This is a genomic window from Szabonella alba, assembly GCF_016765775.1.
Classification (GTDB): domain Bacteria; phylum Pseudomonadota; class Alphaproteobacteria; order Rhodobacterales; family Rhodobacteraceae; genus Szabonella; species Szabonella alba.
Map to the genome: position 1 here is coordinate 99,780 of NZ_JAESVN010000007.1, position 21,095 is coordinate 120,874.

The following is a 21,095-nucleotide window of genomic DNA, read 5'->3' on the forward strand; positions in this document are numbered from 1 at the left end:
GGCCCGGCGAACTGCCGGGCCTTGAGGTAGAGCGTGAAAGAGAACGGGGCGGCTTTCACCGCCCCGTCGGGGTTCGTGTCATTCCGCCGCAATCATCCCGTTGGCCTCAGCTCCGGGGTCTTCGGCGGCTTCCTCCTCATCGTCACCGGCGAGGAAGGCCGGAAGCGCAGGGACGGCTTCGCTGTCCTGGGTGTCGGACGCGGCGGGCTCATCGCCATCCACCATGCGCAGCGGCTCGGGCAGCCAGCCGGTATCGGCCAGCAGGCGTTCGGCCTCCTTGGCCATGTCACCCTTCTTGAGATGCCCGATGAGATCGGCGGCCCGGTCTCCGGCCCCTTCGCGCACTGCTTCCAGGATACGCGGCTTGGTCACGCGTCCGAGATAATTGCCGAACGTCGGCCGCCAGCCCACCGCCACCATGTCGAGACCGGTCGAGCGCGCCAGCCGGTCGGCCTGCGACAGGCGGACGTCGAGGCCATGCGGGCTGACGCCCATGCCGCTATAGGGGTTGGGCTTTTCATAGAGCGCGTTCACGCCGAAGCTTACGCAATGGGCGAGCAGGTCCATGCGAGAGCCATCGTCCAGATCGACGAGCCAGTCCCAGAGCGCGGCATCATCGGCAGGGACATGATCGCCCCAGCGTTCATGCCGGTCCTGGATCGCCTTGGCCGAGGCGCTGTCGCGCAGGTCCTCGGCCTGAGCGGGAAGATGAACCTCGCGCACCTGCGCCTCGAGGCAGCCCTTGCTGGAATGCGGCATGAAGCAATCCGTGACCAGCCGATGCAGCAGCGCCGTCATGGCGACATGCGGATTGACCGCGACGGCATCGCGAAGCGCCAGAGTACGATGCGCCGTCAACTCGCTGACCAGCCGGTCGGGCAGCGGTTTGATGGTATCCGCCTCGTCTTCCTCCTCCGGCTCAGGGGACTGGCCGCCGAGCGTGATGATCGCACGATAGGCCGGAGCATCGGGATCGCGCGCGGTCGCGTCGGCCTCGACGCCATCCGCACCGTCCGGTTCAGCGACTGCCTCATCCTCGGGACGGACATAGCCGCGCTCGACCAGCAGGGAACCATCGGAGTCGATGCTGACGAAGACACCTGCCTTGCCGATCTGGTCCGGCTCGAAGGACATCGGTCGGCGATCGAACGCTTCCAGCGCCTGTTCGATCTCGCCCAAGCGGGCGTCGATCTCGTCAGGCAGTTCGTTCGTCTCGCCATATTCAGCTTCAAGACGGTCATGTTCGTCGCGCAATGCCTCGCGGGTCGCGCGTTCATCTTCGGTCAGATCGACCGTCGTGCCGACAGTCTGGCGCAGGCCATGGTCGTGACCATAGGGAAAGGTGATGGCGACCTCGATCCACTTCCAGCCTTCGGCGGCGATGGCTTCGGCCTCGGCCTTCAGCTTTTCTCCGACCAGCCGGTCGAGCAGCACCGGATCTTGCAGCCAGCCGCCATCGTCCTGCTGGAAGAGATCGCGCAGCACGCAACCGCCAGCCTCCTCATAGGCCGCAATACCGACAAAAACCGCCCGCTTGTCGGCGGCGCGGACCGTGGTTTCGGTCAGCAGGCGGCGGATGTAATAGGGTTCCTTCTGCCAGCCATCTTTGATCGCGTCCCAGACCTGTTCCTGCCGGGCGTGGTCATCCGAGACGGTGAAGGCCATCAGCTGTTCGAGCGTCATGCCGTCCTCAGCATAGACGTCGAGCAACACGGGCGAGACGGTGACCAGACGGAGACGCTGTTTGACCACCCTGGCATCCACGAAGAACGCGGCGGCGATGGCTTCCTCGGTCATGCCTTTTTCGCGCATGGCCTGGAAAGCGCGATACTGATCCAGCGGATGCAGCGGGGCACGCTCGATGTTTTCGGCGAGCGACACCTCGTCGATCAGCACTCCGGCGCTGGCCTCCGAGACGACGCAGGGGACTGGCGCAACCTTGGCGAGACGCTTCTGCTTGACCAGCAGTTCCAGCGCCCGGAAACGGCGGCCGCCGGCGGGCACCTCGAACATGCCGGTTTCCTTGCCCTCGGCATCCATCACCGGCCGGACATGCAGGGACTGGATCAGCCCACGCCGAGCGATGGACTCGGCCAGTTCTTCGACCGAGATCCCGGCCTTGACGCGCCGGACGTTGGACTGGCTGAGTACCAGCTTGTTGAAGGGAATGTCGCGCGAGGACGACAGGGTAATCTTCTGGGCGGCAGTAGCCATATTCTTCACTCCGCGACGGGCGCCGAGAGCCTCTCTCTCAACCTCAAACCCGTCACGAAGCGAAGCGCCGCCCTCCTCCTCTAAGAGAGCGACGCCAGCCGTGGAACCGGAACGCCGGAAATCAGTTCTTCCGGTTTTCTGTATCGGCGGATGTGCGGGTGAAGTTTGCACCTACGCGGTAAAGCAGACGCTCGGCCGCGCGGATGTTGCCGGTCTCGCGCGCGGCATCTGCCCAGACCGAGATGGGGAAATCCCCGGTGAACAGCAGGTCGCGCTCGATGCTCATGCCGAAGGGCAGACGTACCGAGGACAGTTCCTCAAGGCTCCAGGAACCCAACTCGGGATAGCCGAGATCGGCCAGGCCGAACATGACTTCGCCACCCTCATCCAACTCGGTGGCGAGCCACACCCCCGCGCCGAAGGGGTTGAAGAACTTCACGACCGGGATGTGATCCTGATCGCGCTGACGCCCATTGGCCAGCAGCCGGTCGCGTTGTGTGCCGGTAAGGAGGATCATGCCACGGCCCTCCGGTCGGTAGCCGCAGCATCCGGCGCGGTGCCCTCTGCGTCAGGCAGATATGACAGCAACCAGTCTGCCGCCTTGCTGGCCTGTGAGGCTGCGTGGACAATGGCACGATTGTCTTCGCGCAGCACTTCCAGCCAGGATCCGATGTAATCGGCATGACGCACCGTCGGTACGATCCCGAGCGAGGCGCAGCAGAAGGCCGCATTCATCTCGGCCACCAGTTCCTCGAAGGCGTATTTCTTCGTGCCAAAGCCGCCCGAGAAATCCCGCGCGAGCCGCGAGGCATGGCCTGTGGCGTGCCCCATCTCGTGCAGTGCCGTCCGGTGCCAATTGATCGGCTCGAAATAGGCCTGCGGAGGTGGCACCTGCACATAATCCAGCGACGGCATATAGAATGCGCGATCGCCGCCGGTGCGGAAATCGATGCCGGTGGCACGGATCAGCGCCTCGACCCTTGGCTCGATCAGCCCGGGTGGCGGCGGCGGGGCCTCAACGGCAATGTCCTCGGGCAACCCCTCGCATTGCGCGGCATTGAACACGGTGAACCTCTTCAGGAACGGGATGCGCCCCGGTTCATCGCCCATCTCCCGCGCCCGACGCTTCTCGTCCTCGGGCGTAAAACGGTCGGCATAGACAACGGTGGTGCCACGCTCGCCCTTCCTGACATTGCCGCCGAGCGACAGGGCCTGGCGGAAAGTGAGCCAGTGCTGGGTCGGATAGCCATGCTGGATGACTGCGCCCCAGAGGATCAGCACGTTGATCCCGGAATATTGGCGGGCCGTCGCCGCGTTCCGTGGCATGGCAAGGGGAGCCTTGGCCGCCGCCGTCCCCCAGGGCTGGACCCAAGGCAGTCGCCCTTGCTCCAGTTCGGCGATGATCTTACTGGTGATGTCGTCGTAAAGGCTGCTGCGCGCGCCGCCGTCAGCAGCACGATCCTGTCTGGCCATCGGGATGATCTCCACAACGGGCGCCAGAAACCTCTTCTCCAGCCATCAACCCGTCACGGAAAACCCGTCCGCACTCTCCCTCTCAGGGGGCGTTGCGGGGTCTCCCCGCTGAAGGGGGTGCGTCGGCAACGCAGTGCCGGCTAGGGGGAAGGCTTTCCCCCATTTCATCCACTGGCACCCCTGGCGAGCAAAACAATCAGACAAGGACAACACCTGCGGCATCACCAACGCCTGTGTGGTTGTAATCCACCAATGATATGCGTTTATCTGTCGGGCAGTTGCAGCTCCCACGATCCAGAGCATTGCGCACACCGTCAAGAACGCCCCGGATATGACCCGCCGAGTAATCAAAGAGGACAATATGGCCGATATCGATCTCAACGCCCTGTCACTCGCCGAGCTGAAGCAACTGGAAAAGAATGTTGCAAAGGCCATCACCAGCTTCGAAGACCGTCGCAAGGCGGAGGCGCGTGCCAAAGTCGAGGAACTGGCCCGCGAACTGGGCTTCAGCTTTGACGAATTGGCCGAAGCTGCTCCGACCCGCAAGCGTGCAGCGTCAGCGCCGAAGTATCGCCACCCCGAGAATGCCGAAATTACCTGGTCGGGCCGGGGCCGCAAACCGGCGTGGATTGCAGACGCGCTTGCTTCCGGGAAATCCCTCGAGGATTTCGCAATCTGATCGGGAGGCACCCGCCATGTACCAGCCGGTGAACACCGTCCGTCTGCATGTCTCCCTGGCCGACATTGATCCGCCGATCTGGCGGCGCCTTGTCGTGCCAACGGACTGGACGCTCGACAGGCTCCATCTGGTGCTTCAGGCAGCGTTCAGCTGGACCGACAGCCATCTGCATGAGTTCCGGATCGGCGGCTTGCGCTATGGCGACCTCGATCAGTTCGAGGATGGTTTCGGCGGGACGCGTGTCTTTGACTACACAGAGGTCAGGCTGGCGGATTTCACCGGACAGGATCTGACCTTCAGCTATCTCTACGATTTTGGCGATGACTGGACCCATGTGATCCGGATCGAGGAATGGCTGTCCTTCGATCCCCTGCCCCGTCATGCCGAGTGCATCGAAGGTGCCCGCGCCCGACCGCCCGAGGATGTCGGAGGCCCGTGGTCATACGCAGATTTCCTCGAGACGATCCTGGACCCGGAGCATGAAGACCACAAAGCCCATCTTCGCTGGGCAGGCGGACATTTCGATCCCGAGTGGTTTGACCGCGATCTGATCAACAAAGATCTGCGCAATACCTTCCGCACCAACGCCAGCAGACGTCTGCACCAGCCAAAGCCTAAAACTCTCAGCCGGTGAAACAACCGACACTTAGGGCGGAAAGCTGCCTGACGGTAGCGCGGCATTGCGGCCGCAGCAACTTGCAGGAGCAGGCGTTCAGGCAGGCCGCAGCAAGATCACGGCTGGTTCAGCCGAAGGACGGAAAGCCGCCTGACGACACTGCGGCTTGGCCGCCGCAGCAAGTCGTAGGAGCGGTCGTTCGGGCGAACTGCAACGAGATCACAGTCAATTCCGAAACATTGATGCTATTGTGCTTGATGCCACGCGCTAGTCCAAAATTCACTTGATATTTATGGACGAGATCAAACGCGTGATGAGATAAAGAGGATCAGCTGGAACTATATTAGAGCAGGATACATTGTGGACGGTTCATCAGCACCGCGAGATATTCATCTACTAACAATTGACGCCTTGCTTGCAGATCTGATTGGCGGGCGGGCTGTGGCTCTCGGCGGTGGTGAAGAACTCGCGATGGCTTCGGATGACGTGCGGGCGGTCCTCGACTGGTATCGGCAAAATCGTGGCAGATGGCAGGCAAATCTGTCGGCCGGAGATACCGAGGCGATCATAGACATGATCGGCACGCCCCCGCCGACGATCGAAGCATCGGTCGAGGGCGGTGGCAGCCGCGCCATCAAGACTTTGCGTCTGGTGAAGGTCGAGGCGCACCGCTTCGCGGGATTACACGCCTATGGCCGACCAAGCGCCCCGCCGGCATCTTTCGTATTTGAACCGGAAAAGCCCGTGACGCTGCTGGAGGGCGTGAACGGATCGGGCAAGACATCGATCGCCAATGCGATTGCCTGGTGCCTGACCGGCCACCTGATCCGGTCGCAGCGGCCGCCAGAAGAGGGGCCGCTAGATTTTGCATGTGAGGTTTTGCGTGACGATGGCGCGACCACGACGCACCCTATGTCGGCGATCACCCCGTTGCCGCCCAAATCGGCCGAGCTTCCCGCGGATGGCCAACCTATCCCCGCAGATAGCTGGGTCGAACTGACATTTTTGGATTCGACTGGCACCCCATTGCCACCGCTACGTCGTTCACAAATCCGCACGACTCGCGGCAAGATCAACGAAACGCCTCCTGATCTGGGTGCTACGGGAATCGATCCTATCGCATGGCGGATCGCCACAATCATGCCCGCATTGCTGCCGTTCCTTTCGGTCGGTTCGACATCGCAACTGGGCGAAGCGGTGGCACGACTGACTGGTCTGGCTGACCTCGTGGACCTCGCGCGGCACGCCGAAAAGATGGCCGGCCGTGTCGCTAAAACCGCGACTCCCGAGCTTGAAAAGCAGAGAGTGGAGATCGCGGGCCGCTATCAGCAAGCGGCCGAAGACCTCGCCGCGATCCTCACCGAAACACCGAGTATCGCATTTGAAGGAGATCGGCCGACGATAGATGCCGAAGGCGCACAAGAACGCATCGCTGAAATCGCGAAGCATTTCGTCGAACTCAAAGCCAAGGCATTGAGCGAAGCGCAAGAGGTGCTCGGTAAAGGGTTCGACGCGGAGAACAGGCAGGCCCGCGACGATCTTGAAGCCAGCATTCGCCCGGCAATCGAAGGGCTGAAGGTCATCGGCGATTTGCCGTCGATTACCCGCCTTACCGCGCTGAAGGTGGACGCTGCTGAGACCGCCAAGGTCGTTGAATTGCTGGCTCAGGTGGAGACTGAAGCCGCGACGCTATCGACGTTGGCTGCCGATCCCGGTCGGGCGCGTCGTGCGCAGCTCTATGCCAAGGTATCGGCTTGGATGCACGATCATGCCCATGTCGACGACGGTACTTGCCCCGTTTGCGTCGGTCAGCTTCACGGCGCGTGCGATCCGGTGACAGGGGTGCCCGTAACCGATCATCTCGTCGAGGCGGCACGCGACCGGGAGGTGATTGCGAGGACGATCGCCGAATGGTCGGCGCATTGGAGCGGTCGCCTCCTTCAGGAACTGCCGCCGGCGATAAGTGGCGAACTGCGCCGTGACCTGCCCACTTCTCCTGCCGCGCTGCTTAGGGCTGGTCTGGCTGACGATCTTTTTGCAACGGAACCGTTCCGCGGCACCTTGGCGACGTTACGCACTGATGCCGTTGCGTTGATCGACGCACGCCTTGCCGCGCTTCCAGAATTTCAGGAACCGGCGGGTCGATCGCTGCCCGCTGCTTTGCAAGCAGGCTCTGCCCGGCTGCAAGAGATGATCGTTCGCATCGTGCGTGTATTGGCTTTCGCTGAATGGCGGGATCAGAACAGGATCGCGCTGACAGCCTTTGTGCACGTGGTGCGACGCGGCGACGATGGGGATGCAGACGCAGATCGGGCGATTGGCAGGCGCTTGGCCTCGCTTCTTCGGATCGTGGAAGGGGTAGCCCCGCTCAGTTCAGCAAGTGAACAGGCGCGCCGAATGGAAGCCGCGCGCAAAGACTATAACGCCAAAAAAGACCGTATCGCGGCTTGCGCGCGAGCGGTCACGGCGCTCAACCTTCTCGTCCCGCTCGGTGGTTTGGCGCAGACGCAGGTCGACACGCTGCGCCGCAAACTCCACAATCGGTCTGAACACTGGCGCCGCGCGATCTATCGCAATGCCACGACCTTTGCGCCCGACCTAATCGGTACGGACATGAACGCGCGAGGTTTACTTGACCTCAAGGTCGGCCGCGAGGGTGTCACCGCGCCAGCGCAGCACATTTCCAACGCCTCCGCTCTGCGTGGTGCACTGTTCGGCTTCTTTCTCGCTTTCCGGGAGCATGTGCTTGCAACGCGTGGCGGGCTTTCGCTGCTCATTCTCGACGATCCGCAGGAGTTGCTCGATCACGACAACCGTCAGAGGCTGGCGCATGGGCTTGCCGCAGTTGCCGAGGCGGGCGCCCAACTGCTCATCACCACCCATGATCGTCGTTTCGCCCGCTCGGTCGTTGCGGAGAATCGTGCGGCCGATCGGGTCCAGCATCTATCTGTTCACGCGGTCAACAGCGTGCATCCGACTCTGAGCCTGTCGCCAACCATAGAGGAGGTCGACCGGCGTCGGCAGTCATTCCTCAACAATCCCGATTCAGCGGTCACGGCGCAGGAATATGCTTCAGATCTGCGCGTTTTCATTGAAGCACGTCTGGGCGATCTGTTCGATGATATGGCGGAGCCGGCCCATGCGACATCGACGCAGGCGCTCACCCTCTTCCCTCTGCTTGACCGACTGCGCGCGCTGATAGCCAATGGCAGCGGCGAGTTATTCTCCAATCCGGTGCTAAGGCGTTTCGTCGATGACCCTGGAATGATCGATGGAGCTGCGCCTCGGCGCATCCTGAACAAGGCTCATCACAGCGAACGGGCCTCCATCACGTATGTCGATGTTAAAGACGTTGAAGCGGCATTCGTTCGCCTGCGAACCGGGATCGAGAAGGTACACGAGCAGTTCCGGCTGCATCGCTGGCGTGAACCGCTCGCGTCTGCCGCTGCCTCGGAAACCACTGTCGTCTCGTTGCCGATGATGTTTCGGCCAACATTTTCTGTGCCGATCTGCCCAGACATTGCAGCTTTCTCTCGCTCGATCCCGTCGGGTGGCACTCAAGACATTGCTACCGAACAACTCAAAGGTGAATGGTTCGAGGGAAAGTCACTATTCTACGTTCGGGGCGAAACACTGGGCTTCGCTGTTCCCTCTGGAGCGGTCGCCATCGTGGAAGCGGAAGCCTATCCTGGCCGCGATCGAAATCTTGTGATCGCCCGGCATCAGGGTAACGTGCTGGCGCGGCGGCTACTCAAGGCGCCCGGCTCACTTGGTATTTCGCTGGCCGCACAAACACCCGATCCCAGAACTCCGCGTCCGACAGTGACCTATGAGGAGAGCAAAGTTCGGCTTTTCCGCATTGTCGGTGCCCTTTTCACCGAAATGGCCCCACCACCTGGCGGCGGCGAGGCGACAACAATCGACACTGCACCGGAACTCGGTCAGATCGAGGTCGCCTATCGTGTCCGCGAAGAAAGTGCCGTGCCCCTCGCGCTGCCCGGTCAAATCCTGCTGGGCGGTGCGGAACTGACCCCAAGTGAACTCGACGCTTGGGAAGGCAAACTCGTCGCAGTTACGCTCGACGATGGGACGAGCATCTTCAAGCGCGTCGGCGCGAGGCTTCCAGGCAGCCTTGCTGGCCTTCGTCAGTTCGAGACGATCGGCGGCCTTGGGTCATCCATCGTGGTCGCTATAGAGGCGCTTGATGCTCCTGCCAGACTGCCAGCGATAGTTTCTGCTCGCCGGATTTTGGGAGTGCTGTATGATACCCATTAGGTGGCTGAAGCATCCGTTTACGCTGAAAAGAGCGAATTTTCGGTTGCGGGTCGGCTGTAGATCGGTTGTGTTGGGCGTGGATATCCGCAGACCAGCATAACGCTTGAGAAATCGATTTAAGTGCGATGCACTAGAGCTTCGCCTCCGGGTAGTGGCCTTTAATTTCTTTATTGAAATAGCGACCAAGTGAGTCCGCCGACATGAGACGCTCGTACATTACGGCAGTCACGTTGAAGTACTGATAAACGCCGCCACTCTTGAATTGGACTTCGAGAGTTTCCAGCTCCGGGTCATATCCAACCTCGGCCAAATTGCTCGATGTTACGGGGTATCTATCCATAGTATTTCTCCACTTCTCTTTTGTGTCTATTCTGGCTTCCACTTTGGCTCCTGCGCGCGCCATGCTGCGACAAGATGATCATAGTCTTCAGGCCCTCGAGTGCGCTTCCAGCTGTCTGCGACAAGTGGATCTGCGCTGCTCGGCCGACGGTTTTCAGGTGGTAGGGTGACGCGGCAGCGCACTGGCAACTGCGCAGCTTCACCAGTTATTATGGCTTCCCCTGTTCTAAGAACTGAGAGGCTGTCGGCTATACCGCTCAAATTATCGGGCAAAGCGGCTTGTACTTTGCTCCGGTCGGTCGAATTGGTGAGGCGTAACGCAATAAAAGTGCCGCACTGCGAGAGAATGGTATCGTCAATTTCAGAAGGGCGTTGGCTGACAATCATTGCGCCGATACCGAACTTGCGCCCCTCTTTCGCGATTCTCTGAACCATCTCGCGCGCGGGATTATCGGCTTCTCGACCAAGATACCGGTGCGCCTCTTCCATGACCACAAGTTGTGGTCGACTTCTACCACCCTCGTTGCGCTCGCGACCCCAGAATAGTGCCTCATAGATAATCGACAGGATAGCACCGATTAAATCTAGAAGGACGGTGCTGGGGATGCCCGAAAGGTCTAGAACGGTTATTGCCTTCTCGTGGCCGATCCAGCTTTCGAGAAGGGCGGGAAGATCACTGGCTACATGGCCGGTCAGGTCCGGCTCCCATTCGCCGGGCTTTAGCAAGAACTCGAACTGACGATCGAGCATGCGTGATCTCATGCGATCAAGCTGTTTGCGGATGCCGAGCACACCGATGTTATTTTGGTATGGTGCCGAATTCGTCGTCGTGTGCGGCTGATAGGTTGGGGGGCGCAAAGTAGCCGCGTCTCCGGGGAGCACGATCGCTGGCTGCGTCTTTGCCTGATCGAGCCAAGTCTTGACCTCTGGATCGATCAATTCCAGCCAAAGGCTACTCAAGCTATAAGGAATCGGGGTGTCGACGGTCATCGAATTCGCGTCTACGCCAGGCAACTTGTCTGTCTGCGCTATTGTGCTTTTTGCGGCGAAGATCTTGTCGAGAATTGCGGTTGTCGCACGATCGTCCATCTTCCCGCATAGAAAGTTGAGGATTTCGGTTGGTCGAAGTGCCCAATACGGAATGGCCAGCTTCTTCTCTCCGTCTCCGGGCGTGATCCGGAAGACCTCAGCATTGTCCCTTAGCGCACTGGCATATTCGCCATGGATATCGAGAAGCAGAATGCGCGCGCTCGGAAATCCCATTTCGCCCGGCGCCGAGATCGACCGTAACAGGCTTGCGACAGTTGTGGATTTGCCCGATCCGGTTGAGCCAAGCACAGCGCTATGACGCGTGACTAGTTTGTCGAGATCTAGCCGAACCGGGATGCTCTCGGCGTTGGCAAGCCGCCCTACGACCACCTGACCCGCAAACTCCGCGCCATAGATCTTCGCCAGATCCTCCTCGGTGACGAGATGCACCTCATCGTTCACGTTGGGATATTGGCTGATGCCGCGCTCGAATGAAGCTTCGACAATCTCCCCGACAAGTTGAATGGTTAGCCATCTTTCTCCACGGTCGATCGCATCGGTCAGAGCCGCGGGTGTCGCACTTGCACCGACCTCAGATATGATTGCGTAGAGGTCATGATAACCCTGAGGAATCCGCACGAAGCTACCGACCTGACCGACCCGGTAGCTCCTTCCCCCAATGATCGCAATGCCCGAGGCCACGCCCTCGAACTGCCGAACACTTACGGTTGAGCCTGCGACAGAGCCTACGTGGCCGAGGAGGGTCGGAGCACTCATCATACTACCGGCGCACCAGTTGCTGTAGGCAGCGGTGCTACCGCTGGTGGTGTCGGCACAGTTTGTGTGGGAAACGCTTGAACCGACCGCGATGCCGCGAAGAATCTGGCAAAGGGCTCTATTGCTCCGAGCATGAAGCTGCCGTCTTTGTCGAGATAGGTCGACCTTATCGGCCCCCAGTCCTTGTTAGGTAGTTCAACTGGCGCCTTCCATGCACCGCGAATGCCATTAACCTTGGCCTGGTCTCGCGCATACACGCTGAAGTTTGGCAGGCGGCGAGCGAGATCGCACGCCGGCCCTTCTTCTTCTAGAGTTTTGAACTGGAAAGCAAAGACGCTGGAGGATGGATTCGCTGCGAGTGCCTCGTCCAGTCGGGCAGCAATATGTGCGTCCGCAAAGGAAAAGCCGATAGAGATCAGTAGTGTGTCGGGTGTGAGCAAGAACGCACGAAGACGATCAAGCAGCGCAGCATAAGGGGCCTTCTGAGTTTGATCGTATTTCAGATGTTCGGGGAAGACGAGGTGACTTGCCGAACTTTGGCCCGTTCGGATCACTTCCCCTTTCTCGCTCGCACGCCAGCCGAGCGAGCCATGAAGCTTCCAGAGCCGCGTCCATCGCGCGGGAAGATCGCTGCGCGACACCGATACGGGGTCAAAGAAAGGTTCGCGACCGCCCGTGAAGCCATCAAAGTACGGTGCTCGAACGGACTCAAACGCCTCTTCGAACAGCAGGTCGTAATTCGTCGTGAAAATTTCTACCGGATAGTCACGCATAGTGCCGGTGATCCAGTTCACGAGATCTGCATAGGCTGAACCGGTACCCGGCAATCGGACGTCCACTATCTTGCCGATCTCTGAACAGATTGCTTCGCCGAAAGTGGCGAAGCCGAGGCCATCGAGATTGTGAACTTTCGCCACGCCGATCACTTGGCTCAGAGAGCGAACCCGCGAAAGCATAGTCTCGATGTCGTGCTTGTCGAGTTCTGATTTCAGGCCATCAATCTGTTGCTGATAGGTTGGTCCAAGCGTTGTGAGAACCTTATCAGTAAGGCCCGCCACCGCTGGGATAAGCGGATAGGTACCATCAGGCTTGGCCATGCCAGCAGAAGCTCCGGCGCCAACCAACAGCCCGATCCGCTTGCGGCCCTGGGCAATAATCGTCCTCAGCGCCGCCATATACTGATCAGGATTGTGAACACTGACTGTCAATTTACGCTTCTCCAACGTTCGCTTCGACGTCCTTGCTTCGACCTATCAGTGCTACGTCCCACTCAAGGCCCTTCACGTTACCACTTCCTCGATCTTTTCCAACTCTAGCCTAGATTGCTCATCAGTGAGGCGCCATCGCTTGATGACGTAAAATACGAGTGCTTTTCTAGTTTCTAAGGTAATGCGTGTTCGGTCTTGAAAGCCGTACTCTAGCCGGACGACCCGCGCCTGTGCGTCCGAGAGATCTGAACGCGGACATATCCACATGCGCACGAAACTATGCCAGTCAGTGTCGAAAGGAAGGGGTGACACTCTATCCCGTGTTCCAACTGGGCCTTGGTTGGCCATTCTGATCGGAAGATAATCCCGGTAAGCCCCATGCTTATGGCTCCAGGCCCGAAGATGGATCGCCTCTCCATCGTAATGAAACCGAACCGGGCTGATCCATTGCGGCTCGGAAGCACCGCTGCTCATGGACGTATAGCTGATCTGGATGTCCCGCTCGCCTCTCATTGCGCGGTAGAGTTGAGCAATGACGGCGCAGTTCATCACCCGATTGGGCAGTGGGATGCTTGCGCCAAGGCAGTCTGTGCCCTCGCTGAGCAAGTCGAATACCTGTTCGGGGCCGGCATCGGACAGTGCCCTGTGGTCGCTCCCAGAAAAATAGGTCTTCTCCGTCGCGTCATACACCGGAGGTGTCTGCGTTAGCGACAGATAGGTGCGGAAGTCTACGGCCGCCTGCGCCATGGAGATGTCGAAGCGCTGCCTTAAGTCCCGACGATTTGCCTGACCTCTCCATGTAAGACATTGATCCAAGAACAGGATCCGTTCGCGCTGCGCATGTTTCAGAGATTCAAGGTTCATGCGAGGAAGACTACTTGACTCGTCGCCCCTCGTCCATACAGTAACAACACGTATAGAAACTGGATGCCATAGATGCGATTACTTCATACCGCTGATCTTCACCTAGGCCGCCAGTTCATGGGGCTCAGCCTTGAAGCGGACCACGAGTACGTTCTGGGCCAGATCGTTGATGCCTTGGTGGCGGAGCATGTGGATGTGCTGGTGATCGCTGGCGATGTGTTTGATCGCGCCTCGCCTCCCAATTCGGCGATCCGTCAGTTCAACCGTTTCCTGAAGCGCGTGGCAGAAGAGACTGCAGCCGCCGTCGTGATGATTTCTGGCAACCATGATTCCGGTGACCGGATCGAGGCGATGTCTGTCTTCTCGACTGCGTCGCGGGTGCTGGTGCGCGGGATTGCGACTGCGGCAGAGGTCCCATTGGTGCTAAGTGACGCGCATGGCGATGTCGCCTTCTCCGCGCTGTCCTTTTCCTATGAGTACGCAGCGCGTGAAGTGTTCGGGGATGAAGGCATAAGCACGCCTGCCGACGTTATCACGGCTCAGATCGCTGCAGCGAGAGCGTATGTGCCGAAGGGCGCGCGGTGGGTCGTGGTAGCCCACGCCTTCGTCGCAGGAGGGGCGGCTGGAGAAACTGAGCGCGCCCTGACCCGGGTCGGCGGTATTGAAACCGTTCCCGCCGAAGTCTTCGCCGGGGCGACCTATGCAGCGCTGGGGCATTTGCACAAGCCGCAAGAAGTGAGCGCGTCCCATATCCGGTACTCGGGATCTCCCCTCGCATTTGGTTTCGACGAGGCAGGCGCCGAAAAGTCCATGATCATTGTCGATCTGAACGCGGAGACCGTCGATATTCGCACCTTGCCGTTCCGACCGCTGCGGCAGGTGCGCTCGCTGACCGGGGCCTTTGCGGACCTTCTGGCGGGTACCCCCTCGGAGGATTTCATCCAGGCTATCCTGACCGATGCGAGCCCTTTGATCGATCCGATGAAGCGGCTGCGGGTTACCTATCCGAATGCCTGCCATCTGGCCTATGCCAAGCAAGCGCGAGCGCAGGAAGTCAAGACGCTTGGTACGGGGTCGGCAGTGGTCACACCTGTCGAAATGATCGGTGACTTTCTAAAGGTAGTGCGCGGTCGGGACGCGAGCGGTCCGGAAATGGCGATCCTCGCCGACAAGCTGCATGTGGCCGTGTCCGCGGAAGATCGAACATGAGACCTATCCGCCTTTCCCTCCAGGCCTTCGGTCCCTTCGCCGCGAAGGAGGTCGTCGATTTCCGGTTCGCGTTGGAGTCCGGTCTGTTTGGCGTCTACGGCCAGACCGGGGCAGGCAAATCGACCCTGTTCTCGGCTATTTCCTTCGCGTTGTTCGGGGAGCCGACAAAGGCCGAACAAGAGCCACGGTCGCTGCGCTCGGACCACGCCGCCGCGGATCTTCCCACCGAGGTCGAACTGGTCTTCGAGCTTGGCGCCAAGACCTATCTGATCCGCCGTCGTCCGGCGCAGGAACGTCCGAAGGCGCGTGGAGAAGGGATGACGGCAGATGCGGCCGAGGCCTCACTGTTCGATGTCACCGGGATCGCGCTTGATGCGTTGGGATCGGGGCAGTCAGGCCGGGTCATCGCCGAAAGGAAGGTCTCTGTCGTCGGGCAGGAGATCGAGAAGCTGCTGGGCTATGGCGCGGATCACTTTCGCCAGATCGTGCTTCTGCCCCAAGGCAAGTTCGAGACGTTCCTCGCGGCCAAGACCGATGCCCGCGTCGAGATCCTTCGAGAATTGTTCGACGTGAAGGTCTATCGCGACCTAGCCGCCCGTCTGAAGGAAGAGGCCGCTCAGGCTGAGCGCAACTTGCGGGAACAGCGCGCGCTTTACATCGTCCGTCTCCAGGAACGGGGCTTTGAAAGCATCGAGGCGCTGGAACTGGCGATGGAGGGCGCCGCGGCGCAGGTCGGTGAAAGGCAGCAAGCTCAGGGCATCGCGGATGCTGCGGCAGAAGCCGCTCGCCAGGCTTTGACCAAGGGCGAGCAGGTCGAAAAGGCCTTCGCCGCCGTCGATGCCGCACGCCAGGCGCTGGACAGTCTAGAGACGAAGACGGTTGAGATTGACGCTTTGGCGAAGCGGGTAGAGACGACCGGGAATGCCTTGCAGGCGCGCGATATTGAAACGGCATGGCAAGAGGCGGAGCGGGACCTGAGGGATGCGGCGAAGGCCGTGACCGGCACCGAGACGGATCTGGGAACCGCGATCCAGGCACGGCAGGACTCCGAGCGGGACTTGGCCGAGGCCAAGGCGGGTGATGGAAAGAGGCAGGCGGTTCAGGCGGATCTGACGCGGCTGGAGGAGATCGAGCAGAGAGTCGGGCAGGCCGCGCTGCTGAAAGCCTTGTTTGAAGATGCCGCGAAGGAGGAGGGCAGGGCGAAACGCGCGCTGGCCGAGACCGAAAGGGCGCACGAGACGCTCCAGTCGCGACGCGACGCGACCGATACGGGGCTTGAACAGGCGCGCAAGACCGAGGCGTCCCGCGGCAAGCTGACCAGCGACTTGGCCGAGGTGGACCGGGAGCTGAGTAAATCCGGGGCGCTTACCAGGGCAGAACAGGCGGTCTCAGAGGCCGAAGAAAACGTTGAGGCCGCATCGGATGCGCTGGCGGCGAAGACGAAAACGGCCGAAGCTGCCGAGTTGGCGCTGACCGAGGCCGAGGCACGCCTTACACGCACCCAGGCGATCATCCTGGCGGAGAAACTGACCGAGGGTGCCCCATGTCCCGTCTGCGGATCCCCCGACCATCCCGCGCCGGCCGAAGGCACGCCAGAGCAGTCCGGCCTGACCGAGGTGTTCCGGCAGGCGCAGGCGGACGCGAGGGCTGAATCGGAGGCCCATATCCGGGCCGAAAGCGCGTTGGGCCATTGCCTGACGCGGCTTGACGAAAGGAAACGAGCTCTGTCCGAACAGGACCGGCCAGCGCGCTCAGTCGCCAGTCTCGAGACCGACAAGTTGCGGCTGGAGGGGGAGCTTGCTGCGATTGGGGATACCGTCGACATTGACGCGATGGCAGAACGGCTTGACCGGCTGAAGCAGGATCTGAGGGATGCCGAAGCTGCCGCGGCCACGGCGCGGACCAGAGCAGGCAGGGCTGAGACAGCCTCGGCCACGGCAAGAGCAAAGCACGAAGCGGTGGTCGGGTCCTTGCCCGAGGAGTTGAGATCGCCCGAGGCGGTCGCGGCCCGGCGTGATCTTCTGCTCAGCACCCGGAAGCAGCTGTCCGAAGCGCTTGACCGGGCGGAACAGGGTGACCGAAAGGCGAGCGAGGTGCTGACCAGGACGCAGGAGCAGCTTGAGGCCGCAAGGCGCGCAAGCGAAACGCAGCTGCGGCGCGCGGAAAAGGCGCGCAATGACTTCACCGCCCGACTGGAAGAGGTTGGGCTGGATGAAGCGACATACGCGGCCTGTAAGGTGCATTTCCCGACGCTCGTCGAGGACCGAGAGACCGTACGCGCCCATCGCGAAAAGCTAATTGCGGCGCAGACGACCTGGCAGGATGCCGCGGTCGCCTGTGCGGAGCGTGAGCGGCCAGACCTCGCCCCGCTCGAGCAAACACAGGAAAGTACTGCGCATGCAGTAAAGGCGGCCAACATCGCCTTGGCCGAGGCGCAAACGGACGTCGACGCATTGATGCATTTCAAGCGGTCATTGGCCGAGGCGCTTGCCAGAACCGAAGAACTCGAGGCCAAAACAGGGCCGCTCCGGGGTCTGGCCGATCTAGCCAACGGCAAGAACGAGCTCAGCATGACGCTCGAAACTTTTGCCATCGCGGCCATGTTCGATCAGGTGCTTGAGGCGGCGAACCTGCGGCTCGACCTCATGATGCGCGGACGCTATCGGCTCGAGCGCGGGGTCGAGGCATCCGGCGGACGCGGCAAGCGCGGGCTGGAGATCGAGGTCTTCGACGTCAATACCGGCAAGGCACGCCCGACTGCAACCTTGTCGGGCGGCGAGACCTTCATCTCCGCACTGGCCCTGGCGCTAGGGCTCGCCGATGTGGTCGAGAGCCTGTCCGGCAAGATACGGATGGACACGATCTTCATCGATGAAGGCTTCGGCAGCCTCGACACCGAAAACGGTGCGGGCACGCTCGACCAGGTCCTTCAGGTTCTTGCGGCATTGACCAAAGGCAGCCGGGCAGTGGGACTGATCTCGCACGTAGGACTGGTGCAGGAGGCCATCCCGCAAGGTTTCTACGTTCGGTCGACTCCGGGCGGCAGTAAGGTCGAGGAGCGGAGGGGGCTGTCGTGACGGACCGTTGGTACTACCGCAAGGCCCACACCCGCCGACTGTGGACAGGGCTGACAGTCTCTGTCCGCGGCAATTGGGTTCTCCGGAGCGAAAAAACAAGCAGTAAGAGCCCGACGTTCAAGCGCGTGTGCCCAATATGCGGTGCGCCGATCGTGAGCATTGGTATGCCGAAAGGTGGCTGGGTACATTTCGAGGGGGGTAAAGGTCTGACACGCATAAAACACCCATGCTTGCATCTCGGCGAAGGGCTGAGCAGTCGGCGGGATGCGACTACGCCAGATCTATTTGAAACACGCCGATAGTGCTAAACTTCTTCCTCACGAAGCTTGCGAATAACTTAGTCCGACACCAAATATAGACGAGCAACACAAAAAAATACCACATGGAGGTAAGAATGGCGACCAATCGTAAAAGCACTTCAAATGGCGTTGCATCGCTTGCGGCGGACACTCTATTCAAGCCAGGTTCCTCGCATATTGCCCGTAAACTTGCGGGCTCGGCGTTGTCGCAGTCCAATACAAATAGACAAACGGGTGCAAAGATGGAGGATCTTGCTTCTAAAGTCCTTCGCAGTGATCGTTACTCTGAGAGAACCAAAACGCTTGCTGGTTCGGTCTTGTCCCAGTCGAACAAGAAACGCTGAGATTGAACAGTGAAGGGTTAGACTTGGCTGGCAGTGGATCTGATACTATCGCTGATCAATACTGCCGGCCTGCGACCGCCTCACACATTATAGAAATTCAATCATCAACTCAAGTATCCGGTAAGTGCCAGCCGTCTAACAAACGCTCAGCCGCAGATCGCATGAGCCACAGCTTTGGTGATCCCGATGCGCTTGCCCTGCCGCAGCGCCGTCAGACCGCTTTGCGCCCGTTGGGAACAATACTGGTTGAGTGTTTGCTGCGGAGCAAAACGAACGACAGCTTCCGGGTATGCGGCAGTGCAGCATATGTCGAGATCGATCGGCGGCTTTGGGCCGAACTTTGCGAGCGTCGCTCAGATCACCTGCGCGAGGATGGGCTTGCATGATGCACGGCATCCGCGTTAGCCTTTGATCAGGATCTGGCTGGAACGTCTTGCTGTGCGAGCAGATGTTCATATCCCCTGTGAGCCGCACATTCGCACAGCGTCGCGCCATTATTTGCGCTACGCCATGCTGCTCAGGACTACGCCAATGCCCTATTCTGTACGCTGCCAACATCCGAACGCCGCCATGCGCTTCTCTGTAACGCTTTGGAATTGCTTCGTAGAGTTCGTGCATCCCCAAAGGTCACGGCACGACGATGGCACGGCAACCGAACACCATTCACAAGGCGGAAGCGCAGAGCGGCAAACCCGAGCTGACGCTGATGACCGCGTCGGATGGCCGCGATCCTCGGCTGGTCGCTCTGGTCCGCCTTCTCGCTCGCCGGGCCGCGCGCGGCCTCTACGAGCAACAGCTGAAGGATCACCGGCCGCCGCACCCTTGAACACTCTGGAGGCCTGACCATGCGCGTTGCCATCTACGCCCGCTATTCCTCGGACAATCAACGCGAGGCCTCAATTGCCGATCAGTTCCGGATGTGCCGCCTTCGCGCCGAGAAGGAAGGCTGGACCATCGTCGAGGAATATTCCGACCACGCGATCTCCGGCTCGTCTCTCCTTCGTCCCGGTATCCAGGCGCTGATCACGGATGCGACGCGCGGGCGCTTCGACCTGATCCTCGCCGAGGCATTGGACCGGATCTCACGTGACCAGGAGGATATCGCTGGCGTCTACAAGCGCATGACCTATGCCGATGTGAAGATGTTCACCCTGTCCGAGGGACAGATCTCCCAACTGCATGTCGGCCTCAAGGGCACCATGAACGCGCTGTTCCTGAAGGACCTCGCCGACAAGACCCGGCGCGGGCAACGTGGCCGGGTCGAGGCCGGCAAATCCGGCGGCGGCAATTCCTATGGATATGACGTGGTGAAGAAGCTCGACGGCAATGGTGAGCCGATCCGGGGGGACCGCACCGTCAATCCGGTACAGGCTGAAGTCATCCGCCGGATCTTCCGCGACTACACCGCAGGCAAGTCTGCCAAGCGCATCGCCGTCGAGCTGAACCAGGACGGCATCGAGGCCCCTTCGGGCGGAGACTGGGGTTTCAGCACCATCAACGGCAACCAGAAGCGCGGCAATGGCATCCTGAACAACGAGATGTATATCGGCAAGCTGGTGTGGAACCGGCAGCGGTTCATCAAGGATCCCGATACCGGCAAACGGCAGGCGCGTCCCAATCCGGAATCCGAATGGGTGATCCAGGACGCGCCCGAACTCCGGATCATCGAGGACGACCTGTGGAGCGCTGTGAAAGGCCGGCAGAAGACCGTCAAGCACGCCACCCTGGATGAGGGTGATCGGAGCGAGAACCACTTCCGCGACCGGAGACGGCCGAAGTACCTGCTGTCCGGCCTGACCAAATGCGGCTGTTGCGGCGGCGGCTACTCGATGATCTCCGCGCATCTGGTGGGCTGCTCGACCAGACGCAACAAGGGCACCTGCGACAATGACATGAACATCCGGCGGGATGCCTTGGAAGAGCGGGTCCTGAACGCCCTGCGCCACAACCTGATGAAGCCGGAGCTGTTTCAGGAGTTCTGTGACGAGTTCACCCGCGAGATGAACAAGCTGCGGATGGAAGGTCGGGCGTCAATCGACGCGGCAGAGGCCGAGATCAGGAAGATCGACAGGGAACTCGATAAGTTGATGAAGCTCATCATGGCCTCCGGCAGTGACGATGCGCCCACGCGGATGATGAAGCAAATGAAGGATCTGGAGGACCGGCAAAAGCAGCTGCAAGCACAAGTCGTCGAAGCGGATGAGCCCCCTCCCCTGCTTCACCCGAACATGGCCCATCACTACCGCGAGCAGGTCGAAGAGCTCTACGCGGCCTTGCAGGAGGATTCCGAGGCACGGCGCATGGGTGCCGCTGACGTTCTGCGCTCTCTGGTGCAGGAGATAGTCCTGACGCCAGACGCGGTGAGCGGAGAGCTGCAGATCGAGGTGCGGGGTGATCTCGCGGGCATTCTGACGATTGCGCTGGAACGCAAAAAGCCCGCCGAAGTGGCGGGCGGTGCGCAAGTTGAGATGGTTGCGGGGACCTGCTCAAATCAGAAGTTGCGGACACAAAAAAGCCGCCCGGATGGGGCGGCTGGTGTGCGCGACGGTGCATCGCAATTTGAGATGGTTGCGGGGGCAGGATTTGAACCTGCGGCCTTCAGGTTATGAGCCTGACGAGCTACCGGGCTGCTCCACCCCGCGACTTGGCGCTTTGTTTTGCGCGGATTTGATATCGTTCGGAGATCTGGCTT

15 protein-coding genes, 1 tRNA gene and 1 pseudogene are annotated in these 21,095 nt (G+C 60.5%); 8 read left to right on the forward strand and 9 right to left on the reverse strand.

Translation table 11 applies throughout. From position 1 onward, the window contains the following. Positions 1-78: 78 nt before the first annotated feature. From JL811_RS15605 to JL811_RS15615, 3 genes are all read right to left on the reverse strand, one after another. Complete coding sequence (locus JL811_RS15605) at positions 79-2,214, reverse strand: ParB/RepB/Spo0J family partition protein (protein WP_202689626.1); 2,136 nt, start codon at positions 2,212-2,214, stop codon at positions 79-81. A gap of 121 nt (positions 2,215-2,335) precedes the next feature. Beyond that, a complete protein-coding gene (locus JL811_RS15610) occupies positions 2,336-2,731 on the reverse strand; it encodes a DUF2958 domain-containing protein (protein ID WP_202689627.1) in 396 nt (131 codons plus the stop codon). Beyond that, positions 2,728-3,687, reverse strand: a complete 960-nt coding sequence (locus JL811_RS15615; protein ID WP_202689628.1) for an ArdC family protein — start codon at positions 3,685-3,687, stop codon at positions 2,728-2,730. The genes JL811_RS15610 and JL811_RS15615 overlap by 4 nt, the downstream gene beginning before the upstream one ends. A gap of 361 nt (positions 3,688-4,048) precedes the next feature. Here JL811_RS15615 and JL811_RS15620 point away from each other — a divergent pair, with 361 nt between their 5' ends. The 3 genes from JL811_RS15620 (at position 4,049) to JL811_RS15630 (ending at position 9,257) form a co-directional block, all read left to right on the forward strand. Next, the gene (locus tag JL811_RS15620) at positions 4,049-4,366 is read left to right on the forward strand and encodes an H-NS histone family protein (RefSeq protein WP_202689629.1); all 318 of its coding nucleotides are present in this window, start codon (positions 4,049-4,051) and stop codon (positions 4,364-4,366) included. A gap of 16 nt (positions 4,367-4,382) precedes the next feature. After that, positions 4,383-5,000, forward strand: coding sequence for a plasmid pRiA4b ORF-3 family protein (locus tag JL811_RS15625; RefSeq protein ID WP_202689630.1), 618 nt, complete (start codon positions 4,383-4,385; stop codon positions 4,998-5,000). Between the two features lie 342 nt (positions 5,001-5,342). Continuing rightward, positions 5,343-9,257, forward strand: coding sequence for an ATP-binding protein (locus JL811_RS15630; RefSeq protein ID WP_337924758.1), 3,915 nt, complete (start codon positions 5,343-5,345; stop codon positions 9,255-9,257). 130 nt (positions 9,258-9,387) lie between these two features. Here JL811_RS15630 and JL811_RS20310 read toward each other — a convergent pair whose 3' ends face one another. Genes JL811_RS20310 through JL811_RS15650 form a run of 4 tightly spaced genes read right to left on the reverse strand, consistent with a single transcriptional unit; the run spans position 9,388 to position 13,474 of the window. Further along, on the reverse strand, positions 9,388-9,660 hold the full coding sequence (locus JL811_RS20310; RefSeq protein WP_420496786.1) for a KTSC domain-containing protein: 273 nt from the start codon (positions 9,658-9,660) through the stop codon (positions 9,388-9,390). Further along, a complete protein-coding gene (locus JL811_RS15640; protein WP_202689632.1) occupies positions 9,624-11,402 on the reverse strand; it encodes an ATP-binding protein in 1,779 nt (592 codons plus the stop codon). Before JL811_RS15640 ends, JL811_RS20310 begins: the two co-directional genes overlap by 37 nt. Then, positions 11,402-12,625 (reverse strand): SIR2 family NAD-dependent protein deacylase, encoded by a 1,224-nt coding sequence (locus JL811_RS15645; protein WP_237685000.1) that lies wholly within the window; start codon positions 12,623-12,625, stop codon positions 11,402-11,404. The genes JL811_RS15640 and JL811_RS15645 overlap by 1 nt, the downstream gene beginning before the upstream one ends. Before the next feature lie 57 nt (positions 12,626-12,682). Continuing rightward, entirely contained in the window at positions 12,683-13,474 is a 792-nt protein-coding gene (locus JL811_RS15650; RefSeq protein WP_202689633.1) for a BrxR family transcriptional regulator, read from the reverse strand. 72 nt (positions 13,475-13,546) lie between these two features. Between JL811_RS15650 and JL811_RS15655 the strand changes: the two genes are divergently transcribed. The 5 genes and pseudogenes from JL811_RS15655 to JL811_RS20270 all read left to right on the forward strand — a co-directional run. Then, a complete protein-coding gene (locus JL811_RS15655; RefSeq protein WP_202689634.1) occupies positions 13,547-14,683 on the forward strand; it encodes an exonuclease SbcCD subunit D in 1,137 nt (378 codons plus the stop codon). Further along, positions 14,680-17,760, forward strand: a complete 3,081-nt coding sequence (locus JL811_RS15660; RefSeq protein ID WP_202689635.1) for an AAA family ATPase — start codon at positions 14,680-14,682, stop codon at positions 17,758-17,760. The genes JL811_RS15655 and JL811_RS15660 overlap by 4 nt, the downstream gene beginning before the upstream one ends. Positions 17,761-18,154: 394 nt before the next feature. Next, the gene (locus tag JL811_RS15665; RefSeq protein WP_202689636.1) at positions 18,155-18,403 is read left to right on the forward strand and encodes a hypothetical protein; all 249 of its coding nucleotides are present in this window, start codon (positions 18,155-18,157) and stop codon (positions 18,401-18,403) included. Between the two features lie 640 nt (positions 18,404-19,043). Further along, positions 19,044-19,229: a hypothetical protein gene (locus JL811_RS15670; protein WP_202689637.1), complete on the forward strand. Its 186-nt coding sequence runs from the start codon at positions 19,044-19,046 to the stop codon at positions 19,227-19,229. 19 nt (positions 19,230-19,248) lie between these two features. Further along, a pseudogene (locus tag JL811_RS20270) lies at positions 19,249-20,286 on the forward strand (recombinase family protein); the annotation flags it as partial. Between the two features lie 147 nt (positions 20,287-20,433). Here the strand turns inward: JL811_RS20270 and JL811_RS20275 are convergent. Next, positions 20,434-20,865 (reverse strand): hypothetical protein, encoded by a 432-nt coding sequence (locus JL811_RS20275; protein ID WP_337924759.1) that lies wholly within the window; start codon positions 20,863-20,865, stop codon positions 20,434-20,436. Between the two features lie 103 nt (positions 20,866-20,968). Beyond that, positions 20,969-21,045, reverse strand: a tRNA-Met gene (locus JL811_RS15680). Positions 21,046-21,095 lie beyond the last annotated feature (50 nt).